Here is a 17,116-nt window from a genome sequence, read left to right as displayed (position 1 = left end):
TCGGGCCGAACCTTCGAAATTGCTTTCAACGTTCACTTACCCTGCACCGCAACGATCGATGCGGTCCCGACTTTATCTCAAAAGAGGAGGCTGTTCTTGTACTTTTGGTACGTGAATTGAAGGAGAGTTACGTCACAGCGCACCGATACGTTCATCGTAGGTTGCAAGCACCGATCGTGCGCACCGTGGCTTTCATTGATTCGAGGTTTTTTTGTGCGGCGCAACAGTGTAATCTTCACTCTTCGCCAACCTTCCTTATTTTGATCCGAGGTACGCCGCATGCTGCTTACTGCCCAGCCCGCCGCCGGCCCGATGAAGAAGGATACGCTTGGGTGCACGTCAAGCCAGCTGCGCACAAATCTGGAAATGCGCGGCACCGATGTGACGTTCTACCGAAAATGCATGGACAACGGTACCGTCCATCGGGTTGCCATGCCCGCCTCGGATCGTGGGTACTTGATTGGCGTATCGATGAACAGTGGTCATCGGCGCGACATTTTCCGTGGGCAACGCAAGATTGCACGACAATTCAGCGACGACTCGATCTATATCCGCGATATGTCCGACGACTATCGCGCCGATCTTCACGGCAATTTCGATTTCGTGCTCATCGAGCTGCCTGGATTATTTTTTGATCGTCTCGATGCCGAACGCGACGCGGGCCGGTTCGCCGGACTGACATGTTCGATCGATCAGCGTGACCCGGTACTGGGCCACCTTGCCCGCGCGGTCGCCGGGTGTTTCGATACCGCGGGCGCGCTGAACGCGCTCTTCGTCGAACAGATGGGGCTTGCCATCGGCATCCATCTTTCGAAGCAATACGGAACGCCTTTGCTTCCCGCAAGCCGTATGGGTGGCATGCTGTCGCGCGCGCAGGAAGCACTGGCAAAAGAACTGCTGATCGCGAACCTGAATGAAGGCATGGCAATCGCGGACGTCGCTCGCGAATGCAATCTGTCACGCGGCTATTTTATTCGCGCATTCGCCAAGACCACCGGTCGCACGCCGCATCAGTGGTTACTGGATCAACGCATTCAGAAGGCCCGCAAGCTCGTCGAGTCATCGGAGATGACGTTAACCGAAATTGCCACTTGTTGCGGGTTCGCCGACCAAAGCCATTTAAACCGCACCTTCACCCGGGTCGTTGGCAAACCGCCCGGCGCCTGGCGACGTCGGGGCGGCCGCTGACGCGATAAGCAAGCGGGTAATCAACGCTCGGTCCAACCGCTCAGAAAATCGAGCAGCAACGCATTGACGCGCTCGGGCTGCTCTTCCTGCGGCAGATGACCGCAACGTGAGATCGGCTCGGCGCGCAGATTGGTCGCCATCCCCTCCCACACCGCCTTCATATCGAACATTCCACCGACCGCGTAAAAGTCCTCGCCCCATATTGCCATCGTCGGGCAGGCGATCCGGATGTCGGCGTCCGCCTGATCTTGCTCGACGTCCTGCGCGTTCGCTCGGTAGTCCGACATCGCGCCCCGTACGGCGCCTGGTCGCTTGTACGCTTTCACGTACGTCTCGAAATCCGTTCCCTCGATCGTGTGCGGGTTGTAACACCAGTCGGAGAAGAAATGGCGCAACCAGGCCTCCTCATTGCCGGCGATCAGCGTCTCGGGCAAGTCCACTACCAGATGGAACAGGAAGAACCAGTATGCGCGCGCCGTTTTCGGACTCATGTTTTCTGCAACGATACGCGTCGGCACATTGTCCATGACCACCAGCCGGTCGACACGTTCCGGATGATCCTTCGCGAGCCGCGTAGCAACCCGCGCGCCGCGATCGTGCCCGACCAGCACGACTTTCTCGATCCCCAGCGCGTCCAGCAGGCGGATGATGTCCAGCGCCATGTTGCGCTTGTCGTATCCGGACGCCGGCTTGTCGGTTTCGCCGTAGCCGCGCAAATCCGGCGCAATCACGCGATACGTTCGGGCGAGCACCGGAATCTGGTGGCGCCATGCGTAGCTGGTCTCCGGAAAGCCATGAAGCAACACGACAACCGGCCCGCTGCCAGCGTCGAGGTAATGTTGCCTGATGCCGTTTGCGACCAGCGTATGGTGAGTGACTGCAATGTTTTCCAACGTTTCCACGATCGATCCTTCAAAAAGTCTTGGAAAATTGCCGCTGCCTGCGCGGCATCAAGGGCCAGGCGTTACACTGGTCCTGGGCATCGGCGAAGCGTCGTAGTTGACAGGCACCCAGTCAAAGGTGTCACCATCCTTCCGCACGTGCCCGAGTCCCGGAAACGAAACATGGGCCGCACCGACGAGGTAACGTCGGTCCGCAACTTCACGCAGAATTTCCTGTCGAGATTCGTGCGCTTCCGATGGATCGCTGTCGTACTTGACGGTAGCTTGCAGTTGCCGAAGCTGAATTGCAGCGACATGCACGACATCCCCCCAGACCAGCAGGCGCGCGGAGCCGCTTTCGACCAGATAGGCCATCTGGCCAGGTGTGTGGCCAGGAAGTGAAATCGCACGAATGCCCGGTTCGAGTACGCCGTCGCGATCGTACGTCTTGAACCGCCCAACAGCACGGTAAGGTTCTATTGCCGCTGTTGCTGCGTCAAAGAACGGCGCGAGAAGCGGCGACGCTTGAGTCTTGTTGGCCGGATTGAGCCAGTAGTCGGCCTCCTTGCGGCTTACCCTGACAACTGCATTCGGAAACACGGCCACACCTTTCGAAGCGATACCGCCGATGTGGTCTTCGTGCATGTGGGTAAGCAAAACCTCGTCGACCTGTTCTGGTCGATAGCCGGCTGCACGAAGGTTGTCGACCAATCGTCCGCAGCAATCACCATACAGCGAGCCAGCGCCAGCATCGATCAAGATCAGTTTCTCTCCGGTATTCACCAGAAACGCATTGATCGATCCTTGCACGGGCGGCGCAAGGAATGCGCGCTGCAGATCGTTCTCGATGTCTGCATTCGACACACCTTCGACCACCTTGTCGATCGGGAACGGATGGGTTCCGTCCGACAGCGCTGTAACTTCGAACGTCCCCACCATCGTTCTGTAGAAGCCCGGCGCCTGTTTGCCGGCAAACGGTGCGGCAGCAAAGGCAGCAGCTACCCATGCCGTCGCGAACCCAGCCAGACACAGCTTCAAGCACTTGCGCGCGTGCATCCAGGCTCTTTCTCGAAAGCTTTCCATTCAAGTCCTCTGGTGTTTGGTCATGTGCATCCAGCATAACGACCGCCGCACGCTGCGTCCCTAAACTTCCTGAATCGTTCTGATTCGTTTTCTTTAGTCGCTAACGCGAGACCCGGCACCGCGACCCCGAGGTCTCCGATCACTTCCGTCGCTTCCGGAAACGAGATATTGCGGTCGCCCTGATCACTGAGGAGCGTCGTCGCTGACGCGAGTCTCGATCGATATGTGTACAGGGAATTGCATGCCTATACGCAAGGAGTATCGACTGTGCCCGGATGTCTAAACCGACCTCCGCATGTATGGATAGCTTGATTGCCAGCACCCATCTATCTTTTGTCTGAAGCACGGCAGTTGATTGACAAGATCACGTGAGCGGAGGCCTGCACCAGCGGTGCATCACCGGTGACGAACCGTGCCACCCTCGACCGTTCGACCAGGACTGAACGTATCCATGGACAAGATCACAAACATGCGCATCTTCGCGCGCGTCGCGGAAGTCAAGAGCTTCACTGCAGCGGCGGAGCATTTGCAATGCACAACAGGCAGCGTTTCGCGCGCCGTGTCGACACTCGAAATCCAGCTACGAGCCCGACTGCTGAACCGCACGACGCGTTCAATTTCGCTAACCGAACCAGGTGAACACTACTATCGGAAATGCAAGAAAATCCTCGCTGATCTCGAGGATGCGGAGACTGAAGTCGGCACGGCGCACCTGTGTGCGCGAGGTCAATTAAAAGTACATTGCATGCCTGAAGTCGGACGCGTGCCCTTGACGCACGCAATCGTCGACTATCGACGAGATTTCCCCGCCGTTTCCGTCAATCTCCGATTCGCGCCGAGAACTGGAAATCTGGTTGAAGAGCATGTCGATGTCTCAATCGTCTCAGCGAAGTCGCTGCCGAATTCAGAAAACGTCGCGAAGCGGGTCGGGGAATGCCGCCGAGTCCTAGTAGCAGCACCATCGTTCGTCCGTGAGCATGCGATCGAGACAATCGACGATCTATCGCAGCATGCACTGACTCCGATCCCGCTAGCAGCCCGTTCTGTACGACCGGCGATCCAGGCTACTGTGCCCGGACATGTCAGCCGAGATTCCCATGCGCCGTTCGTCGTTGACGACCCGGAAGCTATCCGGATCGCGCTGCTTGCAGGAATCGGCGTCGGCGTGCTGCCACTTCATTGCATTGCGGACGACATACTTGAGGGTCGCCTGATACCACTATTTCCCGACCACACCATCGAAGGTACGAGTATTTTCATCGTCTATCCGTGTCGTCAGTTTCTCGATGCCAAGATTGCCACGTTTGTTGATTTTCTGACGGTGCGGTTGCGAGAAATACTCAGCGCGGCAACGACAACGCAGCAAGCAACTCGCACCGCGTTCAGACGCTCTGTCCCGCAGGCTCAAAGCTGACGACCGAATACAGTGGCTTCCAGGCGTCAAGAATTTCACCTTTCCGATAGCGGGTTAGGAGACTCGCCCAGCCCCATCACCAATTGCTTTTCCATGAGCGATCAGTCGCGTGATCGACCAGACCCTGGAGTTCTCCGGCGAAGCACATCAACGTGCCACCGGAACGCGTGGCGCTGGTATGCCGAGTTGGTAAGTGAGCGTCGCGCCGTATGCGAACACGACGGCGAACACTGGCAAATTTCGATTGACGGCCGTCGTCTGGCGGGCGATCACTCGTTCGATATGGCCCTCCTCAACGCATATGCAATCACAAAGGCGCGGGAGGCTCTGGGGCAAACGCAGACCGTCTTGCCGTAACCAGACCGCTTTCATTTCCTATTGCACAAAATCGCTGCCGGTCGCTCCGGTCGTGGGTACTGCCGGCACGCGCTGGACTGGGCATACACGCAAATACGAGCCGACTAGGTGCTCGACAGCCATCTAACGGGAGCGGTCGAGGGCGTCTATTACGCTGTCGGCAACACGATCCAGGCATCCGGCGGCCATGACGGCACGTATCTGGGTGCCGAACTCAAATTCGGATGGTAGGTGTGGCCGATTTATTGAAATCGTTGAAAAACATACCTGTTGCCGCATGGATGCCACCTAACCAGGCTTCGAACCATCGATTCCAACGAGGATCGAAGTGGCTTGATGCGGATTCCGGACGCCTACACGACGCCCATGCAGTGCGCACCGATAAGAATTTTCCTAAAAATGAAATATATCAACGCACTGAATTAGTTTATTTTTTCCAGTCCAATCTCCTCAAACATCCGGATCCGGAATCCGCGCCGACTGGATCACGACCAGCGTGTCCCCTTTCTCGATCCGGCACGGCGGGTCTTCATAGAACGAAAAGATCTTCCCGCACCGATCGAGCCCGACGACGATCGCGCCCGGCACGACGTTCGTCATGCAGCCGACTTCCTGCGGCATCGCCTCGCGCTCCAGCAGCGTCGCGCGGCCGCGCGTCGACAGCATGTCGTTCACGAACGGCACGATATAGCGGCTATGCACGGCGTCCGCGAGCAGCAGCGCGCCGATCTTCGTCGACGACACGATCACGTCCGCGCCCGCCTGCCGCAACTGCCGCTGGTACAGGTTCTCCTGGATCCGCACGACGATCTTCGTATCGGGCGCGATGCTGCGCACCGACAACGTGAGCAGGATCGCGGTCGGATCATCGGTCACCGAAATGATCACGGCCTTCGCTTCGCGCACCTGTGCCTGCTGCAGCAGATCCTCGTGCGCGGGATCGCCGAGCAATCCCGCCACGCCGAGCGACGTCGCGGCCTCGATCGCCTGCTGCTGCGAATCGATCACGATGAGCGTCGCCGGATCGACACCGCTTTCGAGCAGTTCGCGCACGGCGATCGAGCCGGACAAGCCATAACCGCAGACGACGATGTGATCGGACAACTGTTTCTGCAGGCGTTTCATGCGGAATTCCTCGATGACGCGCTGGATCACGAACTGATACGCCGTGCCCAGGAAAATGAACCAGATGACGATGCGGATCGGCACGATGAAGAACGCATCGATCAGGCGCGCCCGCGCGGTGACGGGCACGATGTCGCCATAGCCGACCGTCGCGACCGTGACCATCGTGAAGTACACGAGATCGGCGACGGTCATCGGCGTGCTCTTGGTCGAATCGCGCAACCCGTCGCGATCGAGATACAGCACGAGGAACGCGAGCGTGCACAGCAGCACGACCGCGCCGATACGGAACAGCAGCGTGCGCCGCGGCGACGTCGCGGGACGCGTGAACAGCGTGCGCGCACGCGGCGCCTGCCACGGATTGCGGGCGCGACGCAGGCGTGAGCGCAACGAGCGGCGCTGGGCGGAGGGCGAAGCCAACGGGGAATCTCCTGAAGGATGCGGGCTCGATTCTACGATGGGTCGGCCGCGACCGGCCGGCGTCCTCGTGTCGATGCGCCGATGCGGCCGTTACAGCATGCTGCGCGGCCGCACCATCGTGCCGTCGACGAAGCGCTGCGCACGAAACGCCGACAGGTCTAGCGACGGCGCCCCCGTGTCGATCCATTCGGCCAGCAGCCGCCCGACGATCGGCCCCATCGCGAAACCGTGTCCGCAGAACCCCGTCGCGATCGCGAGCCCGGACGGCGTGCCCGGCGCATCGATCACCGGAATGCCGTCGGGCAGCACGTCGATCAGGCCGGCCCAGGCCTCGACGATCTGCGCGTCCTTCAGCGCGGGAAAGATCGTCTTCAGTTTCGCGAGTGCGCGCGGCGCATGCGCGCGATTCGGCTGCGGCTGCGGATCGCGCGGCTCGATCGGCCCGGTCGCCCCGTTGATGCGTGCCAGCGCATCGCGCCACGCGGCCCCGTTCACGTGCAGCCGGAATTTGTCGCGCTGCGACCAGAACTCCGGCCAGAACAGGCTCAACCCGCGCAGGTGGCCAAGCGTCAGGTCGACGTCGACCTGCATGTCGTCGGCAAGATTGATCGCACCGTTCTTGCGCTGCCGGATACCGAGGCCGTGGCCCCACACCGTCGACGCCGACACCGGCGGCACCACATTGGTGCGCATGCAGGTGCCGCGCACGGCCTGTTGCGGGAGCCGAATGCCGACGCCATCGAGCAGCCGGAAGCTGGTCGCGCCGGCCGCGCAGATCACGCGCCGCGTGCGGATCGTGCCGCGCTCGGTCACGACGCCGACCACCGCACCGCCGGCCGTCTCGATCGCGGTCACGCCGCAGCCTTCGAAGAAGCGCGCGCCCGCCTCGGCGGCACGCGCGGCGAACGCGGCGGCCACGCGACGCGGCTCGGCCTGCCCGTCGGTCGCGGTGTACAGCCCGCCGAGCGTGCGTGCGTCCTGCGAAAGGCCGCTGACGCGCGCGTCGATCTGCGCGCGCGTCAGCGTACGCGTGTCGAGCCCGTGGTCGCGCGCGACGGCGAGCCACGCGTTGAACGACGCCCAGTCCGTTTCGTTGTCCGCAATATAGAGACAGCCGCCCTGCCGCCATTCGAGATCGAAACCGAGGGTTTCCTCTAACTCCTCCCAGATCCTGATGCCGGCCATCATCAGCGGCACCTCGGCCGCTTCGCGCCCCTGCTGCCGCACGAAGCCCCACGCACGGGTCGACTGCTGTCCGGCGAGGCGCGACTTGTCGAGCACGACGGCCTTCAGGCCGCGCAAGCTCAGGTAATACGCGGCTGCGCAGCCCATGATGCCGGCGCCGGCGATCACGATATCGGCTTCTGCCGGGAAGGCGGTATCGGCGAGGGTCAGGGCATCATGCAGCGGATAGGTTGTCGTCATTGTTTCCTGTCAGGCGTTAATGCATCCGAATGTGGGCGGCGGTGGTAACGTCGTGACACACCTTTCACACAAACGCACCTTTCGCCACGCTGAATAACGACCATTTTGCGGTAAAGTTATCTTTTCCGCGCGTGGCCGGTCGGCTCGCCCCTGGACGTCATGAAGACTGTCCGTCGAGACTGCCGCAAGGCGTCGTTCTGAACGTCACGATCCGTTCCCGTAGCATGACCACTGAAGCAATCACCACGGATTCCCTCGCGGTTGCCGAGCGCGTGCGCGAGCTGATGACCCGCAACGGCATCGGCAAGCGCCAGCAGACCACCGAGCTGTGCCGCATCCTCGACCTGAGTTTCTCGCAAGGCCACCGCAAACTGCGCGGCAGCAGCCCCTGGACGCTCGCGCAGATCAAGAAAGTCGCCGAAGCGTACGGCGAACCCGCCGCGCAGCTGTTCGGCGCGCAAACGCTCGACCCCGGCATGGTCGGCGCCTATTCGCAGGAGGCCGTCCTTTACGCGGGCGTCGCCGAGATTCCGTGCACCGCCTGGATCGGCGCGCCGCTCGAAGCCGGCGCGCGCCCCGAATTCGTCGCGTACGAACAGAACGGCCGCTGGCGCGTGCTGCGCCACACCGGCGTGCTGTACCAGAACGCGTACGACGTGCACAAGATCGAGATCTATCCGCGCCGCGCGGAAAGCGACAAGCTCGTCGTCGCGGTGATCGACCCCGATCGCGTCAGCGCGACCGAGCTGTGCCGCTATCTCGAACGCCAGGGTTTCGCGACCGCCGCATTCGACGGCCTCGCGCCGTTCGTCGATGCGCTGCAGGGCCAGGCGTTCGACGCGGTGCTGACCGAATGGCTGTTCGACGACAGCACGGCCGCCACCGCGATCAAGGCCGTGCGCACGTCCGACAACCCGGGCGCACCGATCTTCGTGCTGACCGGCGACCTGCTCACCGGCCGCGCGAGCGAAGCCGACATCAGCGAAGTGATCCGCGCGTTCGACGTCGTCTGCTACGAAAAGCCCGCGCGCATGGCGATCCTCAGCGCCGATCTCGCGAAACGGCTCGCCCGCGGGTAACGTCCCAGGGCCGTTCTTCCTCCTGACGGCCAACGTCCGCGCGGCACGGCGGTCGTGAACCGGTGCATAGCTCAGTACAATAGCCGCACCCGTTCACGCCCACGCCGGCTTCCGCCGCCCGACGCCATGGCCCGCCTCGTCCCCGACGACTGGAAAAGCCTCGCCGCGACCGGCGCGGCCGAACGCGAGCGCGAAACGCTCGCCGCGCTCGAACACGCGCTGCCCGACAGCTACACCGTGTATCACGGCGTGCACTGGACCCGCGCCGACCAGGCGTTCTCGGTGTTCGGCGAGGCCGCGTTCGTCGTCGTGAGCCCGGCCGGCCGCGTGCTGCTGATCGAACAGAAGGCCGGCTTCCTGCGCGAAACGCCGAAGGGGCTCGTGAAGGTCTATCTGCAGAAGGAACGCAATGTCCCGATCCAGCTCGCGCGCACGCAGGAAACGCTGCACCGGCGCCTGACGGCCGCGCTCGGCGCGGGCGTCTACGGCGTCGAGGCGCTGCTGTACTGCCCCGACTACTCGATCCGCGACGCATCGATCGCCGGCGTCGCGACCGACCGCATCGTCGATGCGTCGCGCAAGGCGCAGCTCGCGCAGGTGATCCTGCAGATCCTGCCGGAAGACGACGAGCACTTCCCGAACGCGCCGAAACTCCACCACTTCCTCGCGGACGAGCTCGCGCTCACGCCCGACACGAGCGCGCTCGTCGGGCAGGCCGGCACGCTCGTCACGCGGCTGTCGGGCGGGCTCGCCGCGTGGGCGCGCCAGCTCGAATTCGCACCGTTCCGGCTGCGCGTCACCGGCACGGCCGGCTCGGGCAAGACGCAGCTCGCCGTGCAGGCGATGCGCGATGCGGTCGCCGCCGGCAAGCGCGTGCTCTACGTGTGTTTCAACCGGCCGCTCGCCGACTACATCGCGCGCATCGCGCCGCCCGGCGCGAAGATCGCGAACTACCACCAGTTGTGCGACTGGGTCGCGCGTGACGGCGGCTATACACCCGACTTCCAGGTGCCCGGCGAATTCGAACGGCTCGAAGCGCGCTTCGGGGCAACCCTGATTCCCGAGCGCTGGCGCTTCGACGTGCTGGTCGTCGATGAAGGACAGGATTTCCATGCGCCGTGGGCGGCCGCCCTGGCGCGCCTGCTGGCGCCGGAAGGCGCATGGTGGTGGCTGGAAGATCCGCTGCAGAATTTGTACATGCGCGAGCCCGTCGCGCTGCCGGGCTGGGTCACGCTGAAGGCGCTCACGAACTACCGCAGCCCGCGCGATCTGCTCGAATTCGTGCGCGACATCGTCGGCCGGGTCGAGCCGCTGGCGGCCGAGCTACGCTCGGGCAGCCCGTTCGACGGTTCGGATCCGTCGGTGTCGTCGTACGGGGAAGAAGGCGCGTCGGCAGACGCGCTGGCCGACGCCTGCATCGACGCGACCAAGCGGGCGATCACGCACGCGCTGTCGCTCGGCTTCCGCAAGCAGGACATCGCGGTGCTGTCGTATCGCGGTCGCGAAGGCTCGGTGCTCGCGCCGCTCGACCAGCTCGGCCCGCACCGGCTCAAGAGCTTTACCGGCAAGTACGACCTGTTCGGCAACCCGGAGTATCGCGAAGGCGACGTGCTGCTCGATTCGATCTACCGCTTCAAGGGCCAGTCGGCGCCGTGCGTGATCCTCACCGAGGTCGACTTCGACACGCTCGACGCGCGTGCCGCGCGCAAGCTGTTCGTCGGCGCGACGCGTGCGACGATGAAGCTGCTGATCGTCGCGTCGTCCCGCGCGGCCGCGCAACTCGCGGCCGTCTGATGTAACGGGCGGACGGCAGGCGGGCCAGCGCCCGCCCGTCGCCGCCCACGGTCGATCAGGCGACGCGGAACGCGCCGACCGCGCGGCGCAGCCCGTCGGCCTGCTCTTCCAGCGACGCGGCCGCCGCCGCGGCCTGCTCGACGAGCGCCGCGTTCTGCTGCGACACCTGGTCCATCTGCGACACCGCGCGGTTCACCTGCTCGATCCCGTCGCGCTGCTCGTTCGACGCCGCCGCGATCTCGGTCATGATGCCCGTCACGCGGCCGATCGCCTGCTGGATGTCCTGCATCGTCGCGCCAGCCGTGCCGACGAGCCGCGAGCCGGTCGCGACGCGCTCCACCGATTCCCCGATCAGCGTGCGGATTTCCTTCGCCGCCGACGCCGAACGTTGCGCGAGCGTGCGCACCTCGCCCGCGACCACCGCGAAGCCGCGGCCCTGCTCGCCCGCGCGCGCGGCTTCGACCGCCGCGTTCAGCGCGAGGATGTTGGTCTGGAACGCGATGCCCTCGATCGTGCCGATGATGTCGGCGACCTTCTGCGAGCTCTGGTCGATCTCGTTCATCGTGCCGATCACTTCGCCGACCACCGTCGCGCCGCGCGTGGCGATCTCGCTCGCGGTATCCGCGCAGGCCTGCGCCTGCATCGCATTGTCCGCGTTCTGCTTCACGGTCGCGGTGAGCTGTTCCATGCTCGCGGCCGTTTCCTGCAGCGCGGACGCCTGTTCCTCGGTGCGCTGCGACAGGTCGGTGTTGCCGGCCGCGATCTGGTGCGTCGCCGTCGAGATCGCTTCGGAACCCTGGCTGACCTGGCGGACCGTATCCGCGAGGCTGCGCTGCATGCCGGTCACGCCCTTGACCAGTTCGGCCATCTCGTCACGCGACGACCAGCGCACTTCCGACGTCAGGTCGCCTTCCGACAGGCGGCGGAAATGCGACAGCAGCCGGTTCACCGGCTGGGTGATCGCGTAATGCAGGCCGATCGCGCAACCGAGGCACGCGGCCAGGCCGAACGCGATACCGGCGATCGCGCCCGCGCGCATCCAGCCGTAATAGGTCTGCGCGGTGTCGTACACGTCCTTGCCGCGTGCGACCTGGTACGCATCGAGCGCATCGGTCGCCTGCGTGAGCGCGACCGACAGCGGCGGCGCAACCGACATCAGCAGCCGGTCGGCCTCGTCGCGACGGCCGTCGCGAACCGCGTCGATCATCGGCTTCAGCGCCTGCCCGATCAGCGCCTGGCGCGCGGCGTCGAGGCGGCTCGCGAGCGGGCCTTCGTCGCCGTCGTGCGGCATCGACGCGTAGCCGCGCCAGGCAGTGTCGGCCTTCGCGAGATAGTTCTCGGCCTTCTTGACGAGATCGGGCACTTCCGGCGCTTCCGGATGCAGCATCGCGCGGTCGAGCGTCGTGCGCACGATCGTCAGGTTCAGGCTGGCCGCCGACAGCGCGGTCTTCGCAGCCAGTTGCTGCGTATAAGCCTCGTCGAGCGCGCGGTTCGAGCTCTGCATGCCGGCGAGGCCGATCAGCCCCGATACGACGAGCAGCGCGGCAACGAGGCCGAGCGTGGAGAAAATCCGCGTACGGATCGAGAAACGGGAAAACAGGGCGTTCAGGTTCATGACGGGACGTGAGCGGTGAAAAGAGCCGCGGCAATCGGTCCGCAGCACTCTGGATTACGGTTTGCCTGCAAAAAACTTGAGTCCGTCCCCGCTTTCCCGTGATCTCGGTCAATTTTCCGGGCCGGCAATCTCCTGTTACGGTTGCAACACATCGAGGCTGGGCAGAAATTGACCAGTCAACTATCTGTCGCTATAGTTCGACACAATTCCCTGCCATGGCAGATATCTCGATGACAACCAACATCCTCCTCACTCCGCCGGCCGCCGAAACGGCCCGCCGCGACGCGCCGACCGGGCTGATCGTCGCCGCGCTGCTGCTCGTCATGCTGCTGTCCGCACTCGACCAGACGATCGTGTCGACCGCGCTGCCGACGATCGTCGGCGAGCTCGGCGGGCTCGACCAGTTGTCGTGGGTCGTCACCGCTTACCTGCTCTCCTCCACCGTCGTGCTGCCGCTGTACGGCAAGCTCGGCGACCTGTACGGCCGCAAGATCGTGCTGCAGGCCGCGATCGTGCTGTTCCTCGCGGGCTCCGCGCTGTGCGGCGTCGCGCAGGACATGACGCAGCTGATCGTGCTGCGCGCGCTGCAGGGGCTGGGGGGCGGCGGCCTGATGGTCGTCACGATGGCCGCGATCGGCGATCTGGTGACGCCCGATCGCCGCGCGCGCTACCAGGGGATGTTCGGCGGCGTGTACGGCCTCGCGACGATCATCGGCCCGCTGCTCGGCGGCTTCCTGGTCGAGCACCTGTCGTGGCGCTGGATCTTCACGATCAACCTGCCGCTCGGCTTTCTCGCGCTCGCGGTGATCGGCGTCGCGTTCCGGCCGCACGGCGCGCACGTGAAGCACCGGATCGACTACATGGGCGCCGCGTTCCTCGCCACCGCCCTCACCTGCGTGATCCTGTTCACGAGCGAAGGCGGCTCGCTGCTGCCGTGGACGTCGCCGCAATTGTGGATGACGCTCGTGCTCGGCATCGTCGCGATCGGCGGCTTCATTTATGAAGAGCGGCTCGCGGCCGAGCCGATCATGCCGCTCGAGCTGTTTCGCCATCGCACCTTCGTGCTGGTCAGCCTGATCGGCTTCGTCGTCGGCATCGCGCTGTTCGGCTCGGTCACGTTCATTCCGCTCTACCTGCAGGTCGTGAAGGGCTCGACGCCGTCGCAGGCCGGGATGCAGCTGCTGCCGATGATGGGCGGAATGCTCGTGACGTCGATCGTCAGCGGCCGGCTGATCTCACGGCTCGGCTCGTACCGGATGTTCCCGATCCTGGGCACGCTGACCGGCGGCATCGCGATGGCGCTGCTGTCGACGCTGACGCTCGATACGCCGCTGCACACGATGTATGCGTACATGGCGCTGCTCGGGATCGGCCTCGGCATGGTGATGCCCGTGCTCACGCTTGCCGTGCAGAACACGGTCGAATTCCGGCACATGGGCGTCGCGACGTCGGGCGCGACGCTGTTCCGCTCGATCGGCGGCTCGCTCGGTGTCGCGGCGTTCGGCGCGCTGTTCTCGCACGGGCTGCAGTCGCGGGTGATGGCTGCGCTGCCGGCCGGCACGGAACTGCCGCCCGCGCTCGGCCCGGCCGCCGTCCACCAGTTGCCGGATGCCGTGCGCGACGCGTACCTGCATGCGTTCGCCGGTTCGCTGCACGTCGTGTATCTGGCCGCGGCGACGGTCATCGCGATCGCGTTCGTGCTTGCGTGGTTCGTCGAGGATGCGCCGCTGCGCAGCAAAAACTAAACGGGTCATTCCGACCCAGGCTTTCTTTCGGCTCCATTCCATCATACGATATTGAAATATTCGTAAGAATTGGAGCGTAGGGGACCATGGATCTAAGCGAAGTCAAGCACACCGAGTTGCATTCAAATGACGAAACTGAAAAACCACCGCAGACGAACACCTTAACTCCAGATCAAATTGGAAAAAAATGGGCGTGGGCGTTCAGAATTACATGGCTTGTGCTTATAGGTGCCGTCTACATCATCGGCTATCTTTTTCGCACCGGTTACTTTTCCCTATTTCACCTCGACGCCGGTTCATTTCCGCTTGCCACACCTGAATACTTTGTTCGCGGCGGTTATGCCATCTATCTCACTGCGAGCTCGATCTTAAATGTTGAGGGCAACGGAGCGTGGCAAGTCATTGGCATAACTGTAATATGCACCATCTCAATGGGCGCCTATTTGGCAGCAGTCTCGTTTATCATCGAATGGCTTTCAACCATCATAATAAAAGACAAAAACATCAATAGAACCGCAGAAAAAATAAAACTCACACTAAACAAAAGATTCCTCAAGAAATTTCCAGTAAAGCTTGGCATCGGTGGAATAGTGGCCGTCGCAGTAGGCGCATATTTTTTTGTTGCAATATGCATGATCTCCGTTTTTCTATATGCAATACCGAGCGCGATCGCAAATGCTGCCGCAGAGCGGCAATACCGCACCGAGCTAACCTATTTCGGCAACGGTTGCAAAGATCCGCGAGCACGATATTTCTGCTTTTCAGTGCAAGACAGCAGTGGCTCGACAATCGCACGTGGTTTCATGATTGCTGCCGCACCAGACTACGTTGCACTTAGTGACGACGGCCGAACGCGTTTGGTCTCGTTACTAGGACGCCAGTTGGTCCAACTGGACATGCCTCTGAAGGAGTAAATCGCCGTCCGTACCATCGCCAATTTAACGCGCCACCCCATCACGGCACCAGCACGACCCCGCCCGTCGTCGCGCGCGACTCCAGCAACCGGTGCGCATCGGCTGCCTGTTCGAGCGGCACCCGCGCGCCGATCTCCACATGCATCCCGGCCGCCAGCCGTTCGAGCGTCGCGCGCGCAGCCTCCCGATATCCGTCGACGTCGCGCGCGATGAAGCCCAGCACGCTCGGCCGCGCGAGCGCGATCGACCGCGCCGGCCCCAGTTCGTCGAGATCGAACGTCTGCCGCGCACCGATCGCGGCCACCTGCCCGATGCTCGCGACCATCCCGAACGGACGGACCGCGCCGAGCGTGCGCGTCAGCACGTCGCCGCCGATCCCGTCGATCGCGTAATCGACCCCCGCGCCGCCGCCGAACGCGCGTGCCGCCGCGACGAAATCCTCCTCCCGGTAATCGACGACCGCGTCGGCGCCATGCTTGCGAACAAGCGCGGCTTTCGCGGCCGACCCGACCGTGCCGATCACCCGCGCGCCGAGCGCACGCGCCCATTGCGTCGCCAGCAAGCCGACGCCGCCGGCCGCCGCATGCACGAGCACCGTGTCGCCGGCGCCGACCTGCCGGACGCGATGCAGCAGCATGTAAACGGTGATCCCTTTCAGCAGCCCGGCCGCGGCGGCTTCGTCGCTCAGGCCGTCGGGAATCGGCAGCACACGCCCGGCCGGCATCGTGCGCAGGCTCGCATAGCTGCCGGTCGGCATGCCCGCATACGCGACGCGCTGGCCGGGAACGAGATCCGTCACGCCCGGCCCGACCGCATCGATCACGCCGGCCGCTTCGACACCGAGCGCATCCGGCAGCGCCGGCAACGCGTGCGCGCCCGACCTGAAATAGATGTCGACGAAATTCACGCCGATCGCGGTCTGGCGAATCCGTACTTCGCCCGCGCCGGGCGGCGCGACGGGCGCATCGACGCGGCGCAGCACGCCGGCGTCGCCGTAGCGGTCGATCCCGATCCGGATGGCGGTGGCAGTCTGGGTCATGACGTTCCTCGTAATCGAATGAAGTGACACGATCATCCCATCGTGCATAATCGAACGGAATTACCGTCAATCGCCCATCTACTGTGCAAAATTCGACCGATCACGATCCCGGTTCCGCGTCCGCGCTGCCGATGAGCTGGGACGACATCCGTTATTTCCTCGCGGTGATGCGCGGCGGCAGCCTGTCGGCCGCCGCGCGGGCGCTGCAGGTTCAGCACTCGACGGTCGCGCGGCGCATCGACGCGCTGGAGTCCGCGCTCGGCATCCGGCTGTTCGACCGGCTGCCGCGCGGCTGGCCGCCGACCGACGAAGGGCTGCACCTTGCCGAGCACGCGGCACGCCTCGAAACCGACGCACATGCGTTCGCGCGCGCCGCCCAGGGCGCGGCGGCGCTCGACGGCGTGGTGCGCGTATCGGCGTCGCCGGTGTTCGCCAGCCACTTCCTCGCGCCGCGGCTCGCCCGCGCGCAGCGCGCATGGCCGGCGCTGCGCATCGACCTGCTGGGCGAGATGCACGCGGCGAACCTGTACGCACGTGAAGCCGATCTCGCCGTGCGGCTGTCGCGGCCGACCGAGCCGGGGCTCGCCGCGCGCCGGCTGGGCACGATGCGTTTCGCGCTGTGCGCAGCACCGGAATGGGCGGATGCACCGCCCGACACCTGGCCGTTCGTCGGCTACGACGACGCGCTCGCTCAGACGCCGCAGCATCAGTGGCTCGCCCGCTTCGCGGCCGGCCGCCGTTTCGCGTTCGTCACCAACGATCTGGCCGCGCAGCATCGCGCGTGCGCGGCCGGCGCCGGCGTTGCGCTGCTGCCGCGGTTTCTCGTCGACGATCCGGCCGCGCATGCGGGCGCGCCGCTCGTCGAGCTGACGGCTGCACCGCGCTGCGACATCGAGCGCGAGATCTGGCTCGTGGTGCACCCGGACGTGCGCCGGTCGCCGCGCGTGCAGCGCGTCGCCGACGCAATCGCCGAAGCCGTTCACGCAGCGGCCGGCCGGCTGTAGCCGGGTGCCGCCGAACAACGCTTTGCGATCCGC

The 17,116-nt window shown here is 64.1% G+C and carries 13 protein-coding genes; 7 read left to right on the top strand and 6 right to left on the bottom strand.

From position 1 onward, the window contains the following. Nucleotides 1-279 precede the first annotated feature (279 nt). Nucleotides 280-1,188 carry an AraC family transcriptional regulator gene (locus LGM56_RS03530; protein ID WP_089496681.1) on the top strand — a complete coding sequence of 303 codons (909 nt, stop codon included), beginning with the start codon at nucleotides 280-282 and terminating at the stop codon, nucleotides 1,186-1,188. Nucleotides 1,189-1,208: 20 nt separating this feature from the next. Here the strand turns inward: LGM56_RS03530 and LGM56_RS03525 are convergent, their stop codons facing one another. Together LGM56_RS03525 and LGM56_RS03520 are read right to left on the bottom strand one after the other, a co-directional pair. Further along, nucleotides 1,209-2,081, bottom strand: a complete 873-nt coding sequence (locus LGM56_RS03525; protein ID WP_264170797.1) for an alpha/beta fold hydrolase — start codon at nucleotides 2,079-2,081, stop codon at nucleotides 1,209-1,211. 57 nt (nucleotides 2,082-2,138) lie between these two features. Beyond that, nucleotides 2,139-3,152 carry an MBL fold metallo-hydrolase gene (locus LGM56_RS03520; RefSeq protein ID WP_089496679.1) on the bottom strand — a complete coding sequence of 338 codons (1,014 nt, stop codon included), beginning with the start codon at nucleotides 3,150-3,152 and terminating at the stop codon, nucleotides 2,139-2,141. A gap of 451 nt (nucleotides 3,153-3,603) precedes the next feature. On the opposite strand from LGM56_RS03520, the gene LGM56_RS03515 reads away from it, so the two are divergent. Beyond that, nucleotides 3,604-4,566, top strand: coding sequence for a LysR family transcriptional regulator (locus LGM56_RS03515; protein WP_089496678.1), 963 nt, complete (start codon nucleotides 3,604-3,606; stop codon nucleotides 4,564-4,566). An 807-nt stretch (nucleotides 4,567-5,373) separates the two neighbouring features. Here LGM56_RS03515 and LGM56_RS03510 read toward each other — a convergent pair. Beyond that, nucleotides 5,374-6,468, bottom strand: coding sequence for a potassium channel family protein (locus LGM56_RS03510; protein WP_069251854.1), 1,095 nt, complete (start codon nucleotides 6,466-6,468; stop codon nucleotides 5,374-5,376). A gap of 90 nt (nucleotides 6,469-6,558) precedes the next feature. Beyond that, on the bottom strand, nucleotides 6,559-7,893 hold the full coding sequence (locus LGM56_RS03505; RefSeq protein WP_226202844.1) for an NAD(P)/FAD-dependent oxidoreductase: 1,335 nt from the start codon (nucleotides 7,891-7,893) through the stop codon (nucleotides 6,559-6,561). A gap of 224 nt (nucleotides 7,894-8,117) precedes the next feature. On the opposite strand from LGM56_RS03505, the gene LGM56_RS03500 reads away from it, so the two are divergent. Together LGM56_RS03500 and LGM56_RS03495 are read left to right on the top strand one after the other, a co-directional pair. Continuing rightward, entirely contained in the window at nucleotides 8,118-8,972 is an 855-nt protein-coding gene (locus LGM56_RS03500) for a helix-turn-helix domain-containing protein (protein ID WP_006485970.1), read from the top strand. 126 nt (nucleotides 8,973-9,098) lie between these two features. Continuing rightward, the gene (locus LGM56_RS03495; RefSeq protein ID WP_226202842.1) at nucleotides 9,099-10,766 is read left to right on the top strand and encodes an ATP-dependent helicase; all 1,668 of its coding nucleotides are present in this window, start codon (nucleotides 9,099-9,101) and stop codon (nucleotides 10,764-10,766) included. Between the two features lie 55 nt (nucleotides 10,767-10,821). On the opposite strand, the gene LGM56_RS03490 is transcribed toward LGM56_RS03495, so the two are convergent. Then, on the bottom strand, nucleotides 10,822-12,381 hold the full coding sequence (locus tag LGM56_RS03490) for a methyl-accepting chemotaxis protein (protein ID WP_089496676.1): 1,560 nt from the start codon (nucleotides 12,379-12,381) through the stop codon (nucleotides 10,822-10,824). Nucleotides 12,382-12,611: 230 nt separating this feature from the next. Here LGM56_RS03490 and LGM56_RS03485 point away from each other — a divergent pair, with 230 nt between their 5' ends. Beyond that, nucleotides 12,612-14,126 carry an MDR family MFS transporter gene (locus tag LGM56_RS03485; RefSeq protein WP_226202840.1) on the top strand — a complete coding sequence of 505 codons (1,515 nt, stop codon included), beginning with the start codon at nucleotides 12,612-12,614 and terminating at the stop codon, nucleotides 14,124-14,126. An 86-nt stretch (nucleotides 14,127-14,212) separates the two neighbouring features. After that, entirely contained in the window at nucleotides 14,213-15,040 is an 828-nt protein-coding gene (locus LGM56_RS03480) for a hypothetical protein (protein ID WP_226202838.1), read from the top strand. Nucleotides 15,041-15,080: 40 nt separating this feature from the next. Here the strand turns inward: LGM56_RS03480 and LGM56_RS03475 are convergent, their stop codons facing one another. Further along, nucleotides 15,081-16,079 carry a quinone oxidoreductase family protein gene (locus LGM56_RS03475; protein ID WP_226202836.1) on the bottom strand — a complete coding sequence of 333 codons (999 nt, stop codon included), beginning with the start codon at nucleotides 16,077-16,079 and terminating at the stop codon, nucleotides 15,081-15,083. A gap of 131 nt (nucleotides 16,080-16,210) precedes the next feature. On the opposite strand from LGM56_RS03475, the gene LGM56_RS03470 reads away from it, so the two are divergent. After that, complete coding sequence (locus tag LGM56_RS03470) at nucleotides 16,211-17,083, top strand: LysR family transcriptional regulator (RefSeq protein WP_226203239.1); 873 nt, start codon at nucleotides 16,211-16,213, stop codon at nucleotides 17,081-17,083. The last annotated feature ends 33 nt before the right edge of the window (nucleotides 17,084-17,116 follow it).

It is taken from the genome of Burkholderia sp. AU38729 (genome assembly GCF_020419725.1).
GTDB lineage: Bacteria > Pseudomonadota > Gammaproteobacteria > Burkholderiales > Burkholderiaceae > Burkholderia.
The sequence above is the reverse complement of the archived record's forward strand: the minus strand, read 5'-3'. Positions and strand labels throughout refer to the sequence as shown.